Origin of the sequence: Billgrantia kenyensis (assembly GCF_013697085.1) — a bacterium.
GTDB classification, from domain to species: Bacteria; Pseudomonadota; Gammaproteobacteria; order Pseudomonadales; family Halomonadaceae; genus Halomonas; species Halomonas kenyensis.
Window position 1 is genome coordinate 10,883 of the sequence record NZ_JACEFT010000022.1, and the last position, 15,080, is coordinate 25,962.

The following is a 15,080-nucleotide window of genomic DNA, read 5'->3' on the forward strand; positions in this document are numbered from 1 at the left end:
AAGCGGGCGTTTGCCATCCGTTCAGGGAAGGAGGGATCATGAGCCACGCACGCGACCCCTATCCCGATGCGTTACGGGCCATCGCGCTGCTCATCGTGGTGCTGGGGCATTGGGTGGCGACGCTGCCACGTTTCGAGCAGGGCGTGCTGGTGGATACCGGGCACATACTCGATGCCTGGGAGCCTGCCGGCTTCTTTACCTGGATCGTCCAGGTCGTGCCGCTATTCATCTTCGTCTCGGCCGCCGTCAGTTCGGAAGGCGTGTGGCAGCGCTATCGCTCAGGCGAGTCCCATGCCCGTTGGTGGGCGGATCGCGCCTTGGGGCTGGCCCGTCCCACCGTGACCTACCTGGCCGTGCTGAGCGTACTCGTGGCCATCGCATCCTTCATCACCCGCGATGGCGTTCTGGGGCCGCTCAATCATTCGCTGACCGTTCACCTGTGGTTTCTGCTGATCCTGCTGGCTGTCCAGCTGATGCTGCCGATTTCGGTCTGGGCAGACCGTCGTTTCGGCCTGTGGCCGGCGGCGGTGCTGATCATCGCCATTGCCGTGGTGGACCTGCTGCGCTCACGCCCCACCGCCTTCGACGACTGGCTCATGCTGGGTCAGCTGGTGACTTCGGAGCATGACTATTTCGCCTGGGTGAATACGCTGTTCTTCTGGTTGCTGCCTCAGCAGCTCGGTATCGCCTGGTGGAACAATCGCTTCAGCGGTCGGCGCGTCGGCGCTGCGCTGCTGCTGCTGGGGTTGGCCTGGCTGATGGCCGCCGTCGCCCTTGGCTATCCGCCCTCGATGGTCAATGGCAATGCGGGTGGCGAAACCAACCTGCTGCCGCCGACCCTGGCGCTGCTTGGCGTCATGTGGTTTCAGGTGGGGCTGGTGGTGCTGTTCGAGACACCGGTGCGGCGCTTTCTCCAGCGCCAGCGGCTGGGGCGCTGGATGGCGATGATCGGTGCGTTCGGGCTGCAGCTCTATCTCTGGCACAAGCTGGCCGAGCTGCCGGCGGCCTGGCTGGGCCAGCGCCTGGACTGGCCTATCGATGCCGGCATGCCGGGCGAGCCGGGGTTCTGGATCGGGCGCCTGGAGTGGCTCGCTCTGTGTGCCCTGATGGTGGTACCGGTCATGCTCGCTGCGCTGCTGATCGAGCGCTACCGCAAGCAGGATGTGCCAGCCGCAATGCAGACTGGCAGGATAATCGTCGGTGGCTTGGCGTTATTCCTCGGCATCGCTGTCAGCCTGGCGCTGGGAGCCTTCCCTGGGGCGCTGATCGGCCTGCCATTGGTGGCGCTTTCCGCCTGGCTGCTACGTGCACCGCGTCAGGCCTGACTCGGTGAGCCACGTTTGGATCGCCGCCACCACCCATTCGGGATCATCCAGCGGCAGGTCGTGACCGGCGTTGGGGTGACACTTGAGAGGCCAGCCGTAGCGCTTCGCCAGGCGCCGTGAGCAGTGCCACGACACCATTTGATCCGCCTTGGACGTCAGCAGCAGCGTCGGGCAGGCCGGCGGGCGTTCGGGAGGGGGATAACCACGAGCGGCAGCCAGCAGCTGGCGAACCAGATTGGCGCGGCCGACGGGGGCCTGTTGCTGCCACTCGGCGTGACGCCGTGCCAGGGCGGAGAGGTCATCACGCTGTCGTGTGGTCATGCGCAGGATCAGCCGCTCGCGCTGCTCGTGGCCGAGTGGCAGCAGCCCCATCAGCAGGCGCGGGTATTGGCGCGGGCGCAGGCGCCGGTAGAAGGGAGCGATGCCGCGCAGGCTCGAGTTGATCATCACCAGACACTCCACTTCCGCGGGGTAGCGCTGGGCCCAGCGCAGCGCCACCATGCCGCCCAGTGAGATGGCCAGTACCCGGTATGGGCCCGGACTCTCCTGCGCCTGCAGCTGCTCGCGTAGCGATTCGACCATGGCGTCGATACTCACCGGGCTGGCCTCACGCCACAGCTCCCCATTTCCCGGCAGATCCAGCGCTCGGGCCGGCTCACCGAGAGCCTCGGCCAGCCGGGCGGGAAACCCTTCCCAGTGGCGGGCCTCGCGTACCAGGCCGCGCAGCAGTATCCACCTCGAGCGCGTCTGCGCGTGGCTCATGGACGGTTCTCTGCTGCCGTGGCCGGAGGCTCGACCACCCAGGGATCGCGCTCCACCTCATCGTGGCAGCTGGCATCCACCGGGCTATGCGGATCATCGAGGAACGCCTGAATCATGGTCGAGCGGCACTCGTTGACCGGATTGTGCCCCAATGCCTGCATCTCCACGTACTGCAGGTTGGGTAGGGTGCGTTGAAGGTGCTGGCTCCAGCGTGGACCGCAACAGGGGTCCATCTGGCCGTGGATCGCCAGAGCCGGCGTCTCGCCGACCGGCGGGTCGTTATGTTCGGCCGGCACGTCGCCATCTTTGCCCCACCAGGCGCATAGCCAGGGAGGTTCGAAGCCGAGCACGGCAGGCTCGCGTTGCACGGCAGCGATGGAGTCATCCTGGCTGGGTCGGTTGCTGCCCATGTCGCTGCATACGTGCGCCAGGAAATAGCCCAGTGCATAAGCGGGAGCCTCTGGCTCGGGGTCGTAGTCCTCGATGCGGAAAAATTCTGCAAGTCGCGAATAATCCCCTGCTTCGATGTCAGCTACCAGGCTGGGGAGCTCGGCATAGTCTGAGGCCAGCGTCAGGTAGAGAGTATCGATGAGGGCGGCGCCGTCGAAGTAGAGCGCCTGGTCGTCCTGTTCTGCATGCGTCACATGTGCCACGAAGGGGCGGCCGTCCAGTGTGCGCCGGGCCCGGTCGAAAGCCTGCATCCAGTTGGGCAGCATCTCTCGGCAGGCCTCGTCCTCTGCCGCGCACAGCGCCAGGGTGTCAGTGAAGGCCTGCTTGGCGGTGTAGAGCTCGTCTACCGGCGGGCGGTTGCGCAGATGATTGAACCAGGGCCAGCCGAAGATGGCGGCGCGAATGCTTTCAGGGTGGTACTGAATGAAGGAGGCGACCGTACCGCTGCCGGTGGAGGAGCCGAAGGCATCGATCTGCTCGTAGCCGAGCAGCTGGCGTATTTCGTCCACGTCGCGTGACACTGCATGGGCGTTGTATTGGGCGACGTCGATGCCTGCTTCGCTGAGCTTGCGATAGCAGGCCTCTACTTCAGAGGTGATCAACTCGAGGCGGTGCATCGGATCCAGCGAAGCGGTAATCGCCGGTGTATGGAGAATGTTGTGATAGGGAGAAACTGCGGCGTAATCGGGGCACTCTAGAGCCGGGTCCGCATGTGGGAAGCCGCGGTGATCCATCGTCACCAGGGTGCGCTCGCCGACGTCCTTGAGCAGCTGCTCAAGATATTCGCGATTGTCCAGCGAGGAAAAGCCCGGCCCGCCGGGGAAGAAGAACACCGGCGGGGCTTCGGTATTTGTCGCTTGCTCGCCGCCCGGCTCTGGCTCGATGACTGCCACCGGAAGCGTGACACGATTGTCGCCCGGGGCGTTCCAGTTCTCGGGGGCGTGGAAGCTGTAACAGCTGGCGTCCAGTTCGCGCAGTGCCTCGGTTGGACACTCGGTGCTATCCAGGCGAGGCAGCTCTCCCTCTTCCTGTTGGCTTTGTGCATGGCTTGGCGCAGTGAGCAGCAATGTCGCCGGCAGGGCTGCCAGCAGGAGACGCTGGCGAGTTGGTATTATTCTCATTTTGTATCCCTCGGTTGTGATCCTGACGGGCTTCGCTTGTCAAGCTAGCAGCCGCGCCACTACCGTCAAACTCCCATTACCGCCTGCTAACCGACGGCAATAAACCAAGACATGGTTCGTTTTGATGGACCCCGAGTGGCCAACTATTTTGACGGGTGCAACACATCACTTGGCAGGAGGCTGTGCGGCTTTTCCGCACGTCACGTCAAGATAGGAGTGGACCATGCAAGTACGTGAAGTGATGACCAAGCGGCCCGACTATTGCCCAGCCGATGCCAGCATTCGCCAGGTCGCCGAGCGAATGCGCAAGGACAATTCCGGCTTTGAGCCGCTTGTCGAAGGCGACCGAATCGTGGGCACCGTGACCGACCGAGATCTCACGGTTCGCGCCCTGGCCGAAGGCAAGAGCCCGGATGACAAGGCGAGTTCGATAGCTTCCAGTCAGGTGCTCTACGCCTTTGAAGATCAGGACGTGAACGAAGTGCTGCGCAACATGCAGGAGCAGCACGTGCAGCGCCTGGTGGTACTCAACAACCAGAACGACAAGAGTCTGGTTGGCATAGTGACCCTCGGTGATATCGCTGACCGCTGCGAAGACGATCAGATGGCCCGCGAGATTGCCAACTGCAGCAAGCACTACCACTGAGAGCCAATCATTCCGCCCAGGAAGACGACCCCAAGCGAATGGTGGACAAGCAGACAGGGCATCGCCAGGCGGTGCCCTTTTTTTCGTGCGTCAGGGGTAGCTAGTGAAGAGGCAGGGACGATACGTTAGCGTGGAACGACGTTTCCGGAAAAGTCGCGCCATGCACTCGAGACGATTCGATATCAATGCTCCCATCGGAGTGATCTCCGATACCCACGGGCTGCTGAGCGAGGAGGCCGTGGAGCTGCTCGGGGGCTGCGGACTGATCCTGCACCTGGGTGACGTGGGAGCCAAGGCGCAGGATGAGGCCATCCTCGAGCGCCTCGAGGAGCTGGCGCCGCTGTGTGCCGTACGTGGCAATATCGATACCGCCGAGTGGGCAAGCTCCCTGCCGATCCGGCTCGATCTGGTCGTCAATGGCTGGCGTCTGCACCTGGTCCACGACCTGGCAGACTTCGACGAGAAAACCGAGTGCGATGTCGTGCTGCATGGCCATTCCCACAAGCCGCGCCACCAGTGGCAAGGGCCTCGCCTGCTGTTCAACCCCGGGGCGGCAGGCAAGCGGCGCTTCCGCCTGCCGATCACCCTGGGCAAGCTCTGGGTGGATCGCCGTGGGCTACGGGGTGCCATCCTGCATCTGCCCGACGCCTGAACCTTCTTGACCGTGCAAGCCCGGCGTTTTCAGAAGGGGTGCGCTCCGGGCCCGGGGCGTGCCATCGGAGGGGCATCGCTGGGTGTGTAATGGATGGGCTCCGGTGGCTGTGGTCGGCCCGAGACCAGGCGGCTTCCCATCACACGGAGTACGCCGCGCCGGGTAATGGCCGAGACGTTGGCCATGCGGCCCAGGTTCTCGCCATCGGCGGTGACCGTATGGGGATGGCGAAGCTGGATATGGCACTGCGACGATTGGAAATGCGCCATGGTATCGCCGGAGCGGGGCGCTCTTCCGAGCAGCCGTGTAGTGATGAAGGCCATGCCGACGCGCCACCATGACTCGTGACGTATTGCGACGACATCCAGCATGCCATCGTCGATTCTGGCCTGGTTAAGCTCGTGGCCGCCACCGAAATAGGCCCCGGAGGCGATGGCGATGGTGAGCCAAGGACCTTCGACGACCTGGTCGTCGCACTCGATGCGCCCGTGAATTCCCCGCTGCATGCCGAGCCGCTGGGCCAGCGTCAGCAGATAACTGAACCGGCCCAGTCGCTGTTTCTGATCCTGGGTAGCTTGACGAGAAGGAAGCGTGCCTAGCCCGATGTGGGCGACGTTCAGAAAGACATTGCCGTTGAGCCAGGAGACATCGACTTCCACGGTTTGCTCCGAGCGCATCATCCGGCATAGCTCCAGCGGATCGTCAGGCAAACCCAGGTTGCGTGCGAAGTCATTTGCCGTGCCGGAGGGCAGCACGCCGAGGGTCGCCTCGCGCTCTACGCAAACCGAGGCCACCCGGTTGACCGAGCCGTCGCCACCGGCGACCAACACTCGGTCGCCAGGTGCCACGTGCTGTTCCCAGTCGGTCTCGCTGAGCCCGTGTACATTCAGCTCTTCGATACCCGCCGCCCGTAGATAGCTACGCCAGTACGATTTACCTTGCCGGCCATCACCGGCTGCCTTGTTGACGATCAGCCAATACGTCATCGGTGTCTCCTTCACCTTGGTCTTCTCCTGTCTGAAAGAATAGTGAGTCTTTCATCATCGCGCCTTAACATGGGGCGGCTCGGTGCGCTGTGCCTTGGAAGTGACAAGAAAGAACCTCCACTCGGGGCCCTTGAAAACAGAAAAAAATCCACTGGCTCAACGGTATGCATGCCCGGGACCGGCATGTTTCAATCTGCCTCATATCGACACGCCGAGCAGGCTGCCCCCACCTCGACTGTTTTCCCGCTTTCGCCACGACATCCAGTCGGCGCCATTCGCGCTGGCTCCTTGGCATGTCGCTGGTCCGGAGCCGGTAATCCGGCGAGGCTGCCGTATGTTCTTCGCCAAGGTGTCGAGACTGACTGTCCTCAAGACACTGCCAGGAGGCCCATCGTGCCAATAGAGAACGCACCGACCATTCCGGCCACCATGAACGCCATGGTCCTGACCGGCCACGGCGGTATCGACAAGCTGGTCTATCGCACTGACGTCGCCATGCCGCGCCCCGGGCCGGGCGAAGTACTGGTGCAGGTCACCGCCACGGCCAAGAACAACACCGACCGCAAGGCCCGCGAGGGGCTATACCCGACCAAGGAGAAAGGGGATGTCACCTCGTTTGCCATGGGCGGCGAGCCGACCCTGACCTTCCCGCGCATCCAGGGTGCCGACGTTGCGGGGCGCGTGGTGGCAGTGGGCGAGGGCATCGCTGCCTCGCGCATCGGCGAGCGTGGCCTGCTCGATTTCAACCTCTATGCCGACGAGCGGCGCGACATCAACCTGACGCCGGACTACTATGGCCACGGCGCCGACGGCGGCTACGCCGAGTACATTGCCGTGCCTTCGGACCAGTTCCATCACGTGCCCAACCCCGAACTCGCCGATGCCGAGCTGGCGGCCATGGGCATGTGCTCCTATCAGACCGGCTACCACATGATGACCTCGGCCCGGGTCGCGGCGGGGGAGCGAGTGCTGGTCAGCGGGGCCAGCGGCGGCGTGGGTGCCGCGCTGATCCAGATGTGCCGCATCGTCGGCGCGATTCCCTATGCCGTGAGCCAGCCCGACAAGGCCGAGGCGTTGCTGGCGCTGGGCGCCGAGGCGGTGATCGACCGCGGCGATCTCTCTACCTTCGTCGAGCGCGTGCTCGAGGCCACCGGCGGGGCGCCCATCGATGCGGTGATGGACCTGGTCGGCGGCGAGATGACCGACCTGTTCATCGACACCATGATCGGCGACATGAAGGCGCGTACGACCTACCCGCGGCTCTCCATCGCCGGGGCCAGCGGCGGCAATCTCAGCGAGATCATGTGGACGCGGATCTACCTCTATCAGGTGCAGATCTTCGGTGTCTCCCACGGTACCCGTGAGGAGGCCGAGCAACTCGTCGAGTGGATTCGCTCCGGCCAGCTCAAGCCGGTGCTGCACGCCGCCTTCAAGCTCTCCGAACTGCACGAGGCGGAGCGCTACTTCGTCAACCGCGGCAGCAATTACCTGGGCAAGATCGTCGTCGTGCCCGACTCCCAGTGGGCCGAACATGGTGCCCCTTTCGCGCTAAAGGACAAGGCATGAGTCACGAACTGACCCTGCAACTGCTCGACACCCATGCCGGCGGCGACGTCAGCCGGATCGTGATTGGCGGCATCGACTCGCTGCCCGGCGATACCGTGCGCCAGCAGATGGAGTACCTGGAGAATGACGCCGACGGCCTGCGCAAGCTGCTGCTCGGCGAGCCCTACGGTATTCCCGAGATGTCGGTGGATCTGATCGTGCCCGCCTGCGACCCGCGAGCTCAGATGGGCTACATCATCATGGAGGTGATGGGCTACCCGATCTATTCCGGTTCCAACACCATCTGCACCGCCACGGCGCTGCTCGAAACCGGGCTGATTCCCAAGCGCGAGGGCATCCAGCACTTCACGCTGGAATCCCCCGCGGGGCTGGTGCAGATCGAGGCGCGGGTGGAGAACGGCGTGGTGGAGGCGATCACCTGCGGCGGTTTACCGAGCTACATCGACACCCACCGGGCCACCATCCACGTGCCCGAGGTGGGAGACGTGACCTACAGCATCGCCTACAGCGGCGGCTTCTACGCCCTGGTGGATGCCGCCGAACTCGGCTTCTCGCTCAAGCGCGAGGAGGAGCGGGCGCTGGCGGAGTGCGCCCACCGCATCGTCGAAGCAATCCAGGCTCATAGTGGCTTCTCCCACTACACCCTCGGCGACGTGGGGCCACTGCCATTCCTGCACTTCATGGGGCCGGTTGAGCAGATCGCCGACGACTTCTACCGCTCGCGCTCGGCGACCTACGTGCATCCCGGCGTGATCTGTCGCAGCACCACCGGTACCGGCACCTCGGCGCGGCTGGCATTGATGCACTATGAGGGCACCATCAAGCCCGGTGATCGACTGGAAACCGTCTCGCTGCGCGAGACCGGCTTCATCGGCCAGTTCGTCGAAGCCCGCGAGGCCGGCGGCAAGCACCAGGTGGTGGAGAACACCATCACCGGCAAGAGCTACGTGCTGGCGCGCTCGGAGATCGTGGTCAACTGCGACGACCCGATGGTCGACTGCAGTGGGGTTCACCACATCCTCAGCAGCCGCTATCAGTCATAGCGGCGTCGCCACTGCTTGATGGCGATCTGCTCCTTGACCAGCTCCAGCATGTCGACGAGCACCTGCTCGGTCACCCGATCGGTGTGCTCGTCGACCTGCAGCCAGGTGTCGAAGCCGCTGTCGGCCAGGCGCTCCACCAGGGCGGTGAACTCCGGCGAGCGCAGCCCCTCCATGGCCTCGTTGACCAGGCGGCAGGCCAGGTCGCGCAGACTCGACTCCAGGCTGCGGGCCAGGCTGTCGCCCATGGGCAGGCGCCGCAGGCGCTTGATCTCCTGGCTCTCCGCCACGGTGCGGCCCACCAGGGAGCCGACGTAGTGCATGGTCTCGGCACGGTTGCGTGCATAGGCGTTTCCGGCCATCTCCTCGAGCCGCCTCGAGAGCTCATGTATCAGCTGTTGCTTGCGCGGCATCACGACCTCGTCGACGACCTTCGTCGACAGTGAGTCGCTGGAGCGGATCTGTTCCTGCATGTTGCCCAGCAGGCGGATAGCTACGCGATCGGAGAGCTCCTCGAAGAAGATGTCGTAGTACTTGGCGTAGACGGCGTAGAGCTGCCAGCGGCGTACGTCGATCAGCCCCAGCCGCTGCAGGCGGGCCAGCAAGGAAATAACGCGCAGGATACGCAGCAGGCGGAAGCCCCCCACCGGGATGCAGCCGAGTACGTCGTACCAGTGCACGAAGGGGTAGAAGAACCAGCGGTGGTAGCGCCGCTCGGCGATGGCCACCGCCCAGCCCAGCAGTACGTCGAACACGAAGATGGCGACGAACACCAGGTCGATCTCGACGAAGTTGTCATGGATATGGCGATCGTAGGCACCGTGAAGGCCCGGAGCGACGGCGGCGAAGGCGTCGTTGAGCGGGCCGAGCAGGAACAGCGCGTCGAACAGCAGCAGCGCCAGGTTGGCGACCACCAGTACGATGATCAGCAGGTCCCACACCAGGTGCAGGCGCTCCAGCCCTGGGCTCAGCGGGCGCGAGACTCTTCTCGACGGCATGTCGGCTCCTTGTACGGCGTTTAGGCTGAAGCCTAGCAGCCATTCGTTCCCTAGAGCTTTACCTTGCCGCGCAGCGCCTTGGTCTGCCCCTTCTGGGCCTTGCGGTCCATCCGCTTGCGGCGTGCCGCCTTGCTCGGTTTGGTCGGCTTGCGCGCCTTGCGTGTCTTCACCGCTTCCTGAATCAGCGTCTTGAGCCGCTCCAGGGCGTCTTCACGGTTCTGTTCGAAGGTGCGAAAGCTCTGTGCCTTGAGCACTACCACGCCCTCCTTGGTGATGCGCTGATCGGAAAGCGCCAGCAGCCGCTCCTTGTAGAAGGGCGGCAGGCTCGAGGCGTGGATGTCGAAGCGCAGGTGAACCGCGGAGGCCACCTTGTTGACGTTCTGGCCGCCTGCGCCCTGGGCACGTATCTGGCTGATCTCGATCTCGTTGTCGGCCAGTTCCACGCTATTGGAGAGTCGCAGCATGTCGGCTTCCTGCGGTGATTGGTGAGAGAGCTGCAACGTGGGCTAGGCCTCGCTGCCGTAGGCCAAGCGTACCTCTTCGAGCAGCCAGTTGGCGAAAGTCGTCATGACCGTGCTGGGCTTGCGTGACTTGAGCCGCGTCAGCCAATAGCTGCCCAGCGCGGCGTGAATGTCGAACGGCTGCAGGACCTGGCTGCTGCCCAGCTGGCGGGCAAACATGCGCGGTGGCGCGAGGGCCACTCCCACGCCCTGTACGGCGGCCTCCATCATGGCCAACGAAGAGTCGAAGGTGATGCCGCAGGGGCGCGCGGGCGGGCGGGTGATGCCTGCAGCGGTGAACCAGTGACTCCATTCGCTCTCGCGGTAGGAGCGCAGCAGGGTCTGGCGGAACAGGTCCGACGGCGCCCTGAGCGTTTCCGCCAGGCGCGGCGTGCACAAGGGGGAGAGCGGCGCATCGAAGAGCCGCTGAGCCTCGAGCCCGTGCCAGGCCCCATCGCCAAAGCGAATGGCGTAGTCCAACCCTTCGCTGGCCATGTCCACCCGATTGTTATGGGTTGAAATTCGCACGTCGATCAGTGGGTGCCGGACCTGAAAGCGCGCCAGGCGTGGCAGCAGCCAGCCCACCGCAAAGGTGCCCACCGCACCGATATGGAGGATGTCGCGTACTTCGCCGCCCTCGAGCCGCTCCAGCATGTCCGCCATGCGGTCGAAGGACTCCCGCATCACCGGCAGCAGCGCCTCGCCCTCGGCGGTGATCATCAATCCTCGTGGCAGGCGCTTGAACAGCGCCACGCCCAGGCGTTCTTCCAGCAGCTTGACCTGATGGCTCACCGCCGCCTGGGTCACGTTCAGTTCGTCGGCGGCGTGGGTGAAGCTCAGATGGCGTGCCGCAGCCTCGAAGGCGCGCAGGGCGTTGAGCGGCAGATAAGGTCTCGTCATATGCCCAAGCTCAGTTTATGGCTCATGCAAGATATCATGGTTTGTGCCTCTCGCCAGCCGGCCGCTACTCTGCGTTGCGACGCGTCGACTTCCCCAAGAGAACTCTACGACAAGCGAACGGAACCATGATCATCAAGAAAAAAGCCCTCAAAACATTCATGGCAGGCGCGCTGGCCTTTACGCTGGTGCCGGCCGGCGCGCTGGCCGATGCCTGGCAGGAGCGCAGCGACTGGAGCGAGATTTTCCGTACCAACGAAGCCGACGGCACCCTGCTGGTGGTCGACCAGCGCGACGGTAGCACCACAACGCTGGTACACAATGGCGAGCGGGCCCGGGAGCGCTTCGTTCCGGCTTCCACGTTCAAGATTCCGCATACCCTGTTCGCTCTGGATGCCGGCGTGGCAGAGGATGAGTTCCAGGTCTTTGCCTGGGACGGCGTCGAGCGCAGCATTCCCCAGTGGAATGCCGATCAGGACTTGCGCTCTGGCATGCGTAGCTCAGTGGTGTGGCTCTACCAGCAGTTCGCCCGCGACATAGGCGAGGAGCGTGAACGCCACTATCTGGAAGCGATCGATTATGGCAATGCCGAGATCGGTGACGATCTGGAAAACTTCTGGCTCGACGGAGGCAGGCTGGAAGTTTCCGCCGAGGAGCAGATCGCATTCCTCGAGCGTCTCTACCGCAACGAGCTGCCCTTCGACGAGGCCGACCAGCGTCTGGTCAAGGATCTGATGATCACCGCTGCCGGCAGCGACTGGATAGTGCGCGGCAAGACCGGCTGGAGCGGCCAGCTAGGCTGGTGGGTGGGCTGGGTGGAGCACCCCAACGGCCCGGTGTTCTTCGCTCTCAACATGGAAACTCCCAACCGCATGGCCGACCTGCCCAAACGCCAGGGTATCGTCGACGAGGCGTTACGCACCATCGAGGCACTGCCGCCGGCGAGCTGATCGCGCTTGCCCAGGGGGCCGCTCCGCGCTCGTTGCGGGGCGGCTTTCGAACTCAGTCGAGGCGTCGCTCGACGGCCGCGAAGTAGTCGCGAATGCGTGCCGCATTGGCGCCGACGTCGCCGCGTCCCAGACGCGAGGCCGAGCGCACGTCGATGCGGGTGCCGTCATCGGTCTCGCTCAGGCGGATCACCACGTCGTCCTTGAAACCGAACCAGGTAGTGGTGTCGGTGGCTTCGATCTGGGTCAGCGAGTTATGGGCGATTTCCCAGCCCATGTCCAGCGCCGCTGCCTCGGCCACGTCGCGGGCAAAGCCCAGCGGCAGGTCGAGGATGACCGGCTGGATATCGGGGTAGGCCTCGTGCTGTTGGCGCGCCACGGCTTCGCCAGGGTACTCCACGGCGTTGGGGGCAGCCTCGCGGGCTGCCGCCAAGGTTTCGAAGGCGGGTGGGTTCTCGGTATCGGTGGTGATGTCGTGGATTGGCGGAGCATGCTGCGCACGCTGCCAGTGCAGCCAGGGTACGGCGAGCATGGCGGCGGTGGCGACCACCACCACTCCGCCGATCAGCGCCGGCTGCAGGCGCCGGCAGAAGGTCGCGGCGATCAGCGCCAGCAGCCCTAGTGTTGCGGCGCCAGCGGACAGATAGACACCACGGCGCAGCATGTCGAAGGCGCTGCCGAGGGGCAACAGCTCCAGGCGATAGGCCGGCCCGGCACCGGCCAGCAGCAAGGCGGCCAGCAGCAGCACCAGCAGACTGAACCAGGCAAGGCGGGGCAACCATCGGCCACCACGTGGACGGCGCTGATGGTCTCGCAGGGTCATGACTCTTTCCTTCTCTCAGTGAAGCGATACTTACAGCATATCTGCTTGGGCGGAGAGTTGCCGTACAGCCACTTGCATTTCGCAACATCACAGCCGCTCATGGCTGCTATCGTTTACTTAGAGCGCCTGCCTCTGGGCCAGACGCGGGAGCTACCCATCGGTGCTTGGATGCGCCGCTTCTCCAGGAGGCAACGGATATGCCGACTCGCTCCGATTCCGACCGCTATGGGAGTTCGCGGCGCCACAATCTGCTTGGTGTACCCGTCCACCGAGCGGTTTTCCTCACCTCCGCCACTGCGATTCTGCTACTGGTGATTGCCGGGGCCGTCGTGCCCGATCGTCTGCAGGCTGGGGCCGAGATCGTGCAGGATGCCATCTCGGAGAACCTCGGCTGGTTCTACCTGCTATCGATGAATGTCTTTCTCATCCTGGCGCTCTATCTGATCTTCAGCCGCTACGGCAGCGTCAGGCTCGGCGGCGAGGACGAGCGCCCCGAGTTCTCCAGTTGGGGCTGGTTCTCGATGCTGTTCGCCGCCGGCACCGGCGTGGGGCTGCTGTTCTACGGTGTGGCCGAGCCGGTCTCCTTCTTTGCCGACCCACCCTTCGGCGAGGCCGAAACCGAGGAGGCGGCGAGCGATGCGCTGGTGCACAGCTATTTCCACTGGGGGCTGCATGGCTGGTCGATGTACGGTCTGGTGGGGCTCGCGCTATGCTACTTCTGCTACAACCGCGGCCTGCCGTTGACCATTCGTTCGGCGTTCATGCCACTGCTGGGCAAGAAGAAAGTCGAAGGACCGATCGGCAACGGCATCGATGCCATGGCGGCTGTCGGTACGCTGATCGGCGTGGCCGTGTCGCTGGGCCTCGGGGTGCGACAGATCAATACCGGGCTCGAGCACGCCTATGGCATCCACGACAATCTCGCCGTTCAGATTGGACTGATCGCCGGCATTACGGCAGTGGCGCTGGTGTCGGTGCTCTCCGGGCTGGCCAAGGGCATCCAGCAACTTTCGAAGCTGGCGTTGCTGATCGGCGCCGCCCTGGTGGTCTACGTGCTGCTGTTCGGACCCACCGCTTTCGTCTTCAATGCCATGCTCCAGAGCCTGGGCAACTACATCAACGAGGTTCCCAGCCGCGGCACCTTCACCGAGGCCTTCAGCGCGCCCGATGCCGAAAGCTGGCAGAACGACTGGACCCTGTTCTACTTTGCCTGGTGGATCTCCTGGTCGCCCTTCGTGGGTCTGTTCATCGCTCGTGTGTCGCGTGGTCGCACCCTGCGGCAGTATCTTCTCGGCGTGCTGCTGGTACCTACACTCGCCTCGGTAGTGTGGCTCACGGTGATGGGCGGCTCGGCGCTCTACCGCGAGCTCTTCGAGGCGGCCGGGCTGGTCGATATCGTCGAGGACGAGCCAGAGCTGGCCTTCTTCCTGTTCCTCGACCACTTCCAGCTGCCAGAGTGGGTCGTGACCACCAGCATGACGCTGATGATTGCCACGGTAGCGATTTTCTTCATCACCTCATCGGATTCCGGCTCGTTGATCATCGATATCATCACCTCCGGCGGTGACCCCCATCCACCCAAGACCACGCGGGTGTTCTGGGCCACCTCGGAAGGCGTAGTGGCGTCGATCCTGCTTACTGCCGGCGGCCTCGAGGCACTGCAGGCGGTGGCTACCATTTCGGGACTGCCCTTCGTGGTCATTCTGCTCTTCATGTGTGCGGGGCTCTATCTGGGGCTGCGGCGCAACGAGAACGGCAAGGATGGTCAGGCGTCGAGCTAGGCCTCGTGCGAGCCCATCCCCGCGCTCGGCTTGACGCCTGCCCACATCGGAGCCAGCTTGAAAGACAAGGGAAGTCAGCGAAATGGTGACGCCAAGGAGGCATGCAATGAGCCGTTATCATCGACATCGGGCCGACGAACTGGAAGAGGAGATTCGTCGCTCCCGCGCGCATCTCGACGACACTCTGCACGAGCTGGAGAGTCGCCTATCCCCGCCGAGCATCAAGCAAAGCGTCAAGCGCCACCTGCCTCGAAGCAATGGGGCCGGTGCAGGTTTTCTGCGCAACCTGGGACGTTCGATCCGCGAAAATCCCCTGCCGGTGCTGGTCACCGGTGTTGGCCTCGGTTGGCTGCTTGTCTCTCAGCTGCGCACCGGTTCTCGTGGGCAGCGGCGTGCCGACGCGTTAGCAACTGGTGCAAGGATCCCGGCTCGTCAGGAAGCGCCACAGCGCATGGTGGCCACGCACCTGGGCACCCAGCAGGGGGGTAGCCGCGTCTCGACGCATCGACCCGACGTGGTCGGCGTCGCCACGCATCTCGGCACCGGGCAGGGCTGGAGCGGTTATGTGTACCCGCAGGTATGAGAG

Annotated in this window: 15 protein-coding genes; 8 read left to right on the forward strand and 7 right to left on the reverse strand. The window is 64.2% G+C overall.

All coding sequences use genetic code 11. The annotated features are described in order from the left end of the window. Nucleotides 1–38 precede the first annotated feature (38 nt). Nucleotides 39–1,325 carry an acyltransferase family protein gene (locus tag H1D44_RS15295; RefSeq protein ID WP_181515728.1) on the forward strand — a complete coding sequence of 429 codons (1,287 nt, stop codon included), beginning with the start codon at nt 39–41 and terminating at the stop codon, nt 1,323–1,325. Here the strand turns inward: H1D44_RS15295 and H1D44_RS15300 are convergent. Both H1D44_RS15300 and H1D44_RS15305 read right to left on the reverse strand, forming a co-directional pair. Beyond that, nucleotides 1,302–2,087, reverse strand: a complete 786-nt coding sequence (locus tag H1D44_RS15300) for an alpha/beta fold hydrolase (protein ID WP_181515729.1) — start codon at nt 2,085–2,087, stop codon at nt 1,302–1,304. The genes H1D44_RS15295 and H1D44_RS15300 overlap by 24 nt on opposite strands. After that, nucleotides 2,084–3,658 carry an alpha/beta fold hydrolase gene (locus H1D44_RS15305; protein ID WP_238984546.1) on the reverse strand — a complete coding sequence of 525 codons (1,575 nt, stop codon included), beginning with the start codon at nt 3,656–3,658 and terminating at the stop codon, nt 2,084–2,086. Before H1D44_RS15305 ends, H1D44_RS15300 begins: the two co-directional genes overlap by 4 nt. Nucleotides 3,659–3,881: 223 nt before the next feature. Here H1D44_RS15305 and H1D44_RS15310 point away from each other — a divergent pair, with 223 nt between their 5' ends. Together H1D44_RS15310 and H1D44_RS15315 are read left to right on the forward strand one after the other, a co-directional pair. Further along, the gene (locus H1D44_RS15310; RefSeq protein ID WP_181515730.1) at nt 3,882–4,304 is read left to right on the forward strand and encodes a CBS domain-containing protein; all 423 of its coding nucleotides are present in this window, start codon (nt 3,882–3,884) and stop codon (nt 4,302–4,304) included. A gap of 160 nt (nt 4,305–4,464) precedes the next feature. Next, nucleotides 4,465–4,956: a metallophosphoesterase family protein gene (locus tag H1D44_RS15315; RefSeq protein WP_181515731.1), complete on the forward strand. Its 492-nt coding sequence runs from the start codon at nt 4,465–4,467 to the stop codon at nt 4,954–4,956. A 29-nt stretch (nt 4,957–4,985) separates the two neighbouring features. On the opposite strand, the gene H1D44_RS15320 is transcribed toward H1D44_RS15315, so the two are convergent. Beyond that, complete coding sequence (locus H1D44_RS15320; RefSeq protein WP_181515732.1) at nt 4,986–5,942, reverse strand: diacylglycerol/lipid kinase family protein; 957 nt, start codon at nt 5,940–5,942, stop codon at nt 4,986–4,988. A 429-nt stretch (nt 5,943–6,371) separates the two neighbouring features. Here H1D44_RS15320 and H1D44_RS15325 point away from each other — a divergent pair, with 429 nt between their 5' ends. Both H1D44_RS15325 and H1D44_RS15330 read left to right on the forward strand, forming a co-directional pair. Beyond that, a complete protein-coding gene (locus H1D44_RS15325) occupies nt 6,372–7,508 on the forward strand; it encodes an alcohol dehydrogenase catalytic domain-containing protein (RefSeq protein WP_181515784.1) in 1,137 nt (378 codons plus the stop codon). Beyond that, a complete protein-coding gene (locus H1D44_RS15330) occupies nt 7,505–8,551 on the forward strand; it encodes a proline racemase family protein (RefSeq protein ID WP_181515733.1) in 1,047 nt (348 codons plus the stop codon). The genes H1D44_RS15325 and H1D44_RS15330 overlap by 4 nt, the downstream gene beginning before the upstream one ends. On the opposite strand, the gene H1D44_RS15335 is transcribed toward H1D44_RS15330, so the two are convergent. Genes H1D44_RS15335 through H1D44_RS15345 form a run of 3 tightly spaced genes read right to left on the reverse strand, consistent with a single transcriptional unit; the run spans nt 8,542 to nt 10,946 of the window. Next, the gene (locus H1D44_RS15335) at nt 8,542–9,546 is read right to left on the reverse strand and encodes an ion transporter (RefSeq protein WP_181515734.1); all 1,005 of its coding nucleotides are present in this window, start codon (nt 9,544–9,546) and stop codon (nt 8,542–8,544) included. The genes H1D44_RS15330 and H1D44_RS15335 overlap by 10 nt on opposite strands. 50 nt (nt 9,547–9,596) lie before the next feature. Next, on the reverse strand, nt 9,597–10,010 hold the full coding sequence (arfB, locus tag H1D44_RS15340) for an alternative ribosome rescue aminoacyl-tRNA hydrolase ArfB (RefSeq protein ID WP_181515735.1): 414 nt from the start codon (nt 10,008–10,010) through the stop codon (nt 9,597–9,599). Between the two features lie 42 nt (nt 10,011–10,052). Then, a complete protein-coding gene (locus tag H1D44_RS15345) occupies nt 10,053–10,946 on the reverse strand; it encodes a LysR family transcriptional regulator (protein ID WP_181515736.1) in 894 nt (297 codons plus the stop codon). 158 nt (nt 10,947–11,104) lie between these two features. Between H1D44_RS15345 and blaOXA the strand changes: the two genes are divergently transcribed. Continuing rightward, nucleotides 11,105–11,893, forward strand: coding sequence for a class D beta-lactamase (gene blaOXA / locus H1D44_RS15350; RefSeq protein WP_181515785.1), 789 nt, complete (start codon nt 11,105–11,107; stop codon nt 11,891–11,893). A 52-nt stretch (nt 11,894–11,945) separates the two neighbouring features. On the opposite strand, the gene H1D44_RS15355 is transcribed toward blaOXA, so the two are convergent. Next, the gene (locus H1D44_RS15355) at nt 11,946–12,713 is read right to left on the reverse strand and encodes a DUF1499 domain-containing protein (protein ID WP_181515737.1); all 768 of its coding nucleotides are present in this window, start codon (nt 12,711–12,713) and stop codon (nt 11,946–11,948) included. 197 nt (nt 12,714–12,910) lie between these two features. On the opposite strand from H1D44_RS15355, the gene H1D44_RS15360 reads away from it, so the two are divergent. Both H1D44_RS15360 and H1D44_RS15365 read left to right on the forward strand, forming a co-directional pair. Further along, nucleotides 12,911–14,494 (forward strand): BCCT family transporter, encoded by a 1,584-nt coding sequence (locus H1D44_RS15360; RefSeq protein ID WP_181515738.1) that lies wholly within the window; start codon nt 12,911–12,913, stop codon nt 14,492–14,494. A 106-nt stretch (nt 14,495–14,600) separates the two neighbouring features. Continuing rightward, nucleotides 14,601–15,077, forward strand: coding sequence for a DUF3618 domain-containing protein (locus tag H1D44_RS15365; protein WP_181515739.1), 477 nt, complete (start codon nt 14,601–14,603; stop codon nt 15,075–15,077). Nucleotides 15,078–15,080 lie beyond the last annotated feature (3 nt).

What these genes read in the sequence shown, in the direction of transcription:
- H1D44_RS15325 (WP_181515784.1), top strand. Translation starts at nt 6,372, where the DNA reads ATGAACGCCATGGTCCTGACCGGCCACGGCGGTATCGACAAGCTGGTC.
- arfB (WP_181515735.1), bottom strand. Translation starts at nt 10,010, where the DNA reads ATGCTGCGACTCTCCAATAGCGTGGAACTGGCCGACAACGAGATCGAG.
- H1D44_RS15360 (WP_181515738.1), top strand. Translation starts at nt 12,911, where the DNA reads ATGCCGACTCGCTCCGATTCCGACCGCTATGGGAGTTCGCGGCGCCAC.
- H1D44_RS15315 (WP_181515731.1), top strand. Translation starts at nt 4,465, where the DNA reads ATGCACTCGAGACGATTCGATATCAATGCTCCCATCGGAGTGATCTCC.
- H1D44_RS15335 (WP_181515734.1), bottom strand. Translation starts at nt 9,546, where the DNA reads ATGCCGTCGAGAAGAGTCTCGCGCCCGCTGAGCCCAGGGCTGGAGCGC.
- H1D44_RS15300 (WP_181515729.1), bottom strand. Translation starts at nt 2,087, where the DNA reads ATGAGCCACGCGCAGACGCGCTCGAGGTGGATACTGCTGCGCGGCCTG.
- H1D44_RS15355 (WP_181515737.1), bottom strand. Translation starts at nt 12,713, where the DNA reads ATGACCCTGCGAGACCATCAGCGCCGTCCACGTGGTGGCCGATGGTTG.
- H1D44_RS15330 (WP_181515733.1), top strand. Translation starts at nt 7,505, where the DNA reads ATGAGTCACGAACTGACCCTGCAACTGCTCGACACCCATGCCGGCGGC.
- H1D44_RS15345 (WP_181515736.1), bottom strand. Translation starts at nt 10,946, where the DNA reads ATGACGAGACCTTATCTGCCGCTCAACGCCCTGCGCGCCTTCGAGGCT.
- H1D44_RS15305 (WP_238984546.1), bottom strand. Translation starts at nt 3,658, where the DNA reads ATGAGAATAATACCAACTCGCCAGCGTCTCCTGCTGGCAGCCCTGCCG.
- H1D44_RS15310 (WP_181515730.1), top strand. Translation starts at nt 3,882, where the DNA reads ATGCAAGTACGTGAAGTGATGACCAAGCGGCCCGACTATTGCCCAGCC.
- blaOXA (WP_181515785.1), top strand. Translation starts at nt 11,105, where the DNA reads ATGGCAGGCGCGCTGGCCTTTACGCTGGTGCCGGCCGGCGCGCTGGCC.
- H1D44_RS15295 (WP_181515728.1), top strand. Translation starts at nt 39, where the DNA reads ATGAGCCACGCACGCGACCCCTATCCCGATGCGTTACGGGCCATCGCG.
- H1D44_RS15365 (WP_181515739.1), top strand. Translation starts at nt 14,601, where the DNA reads ATGAGCCGTTATCATCGACATCGGGCCGACGAACTGGAAGAGGAGATT.
- H1D44_RS15320 (WP_181515732.1), bottom strand. Translation starts at nt 5,942, where the DNA reads ATGACGTATTGGCTGATCGTCAACAAGGCAGCCGGTGATGGCCGGCAA.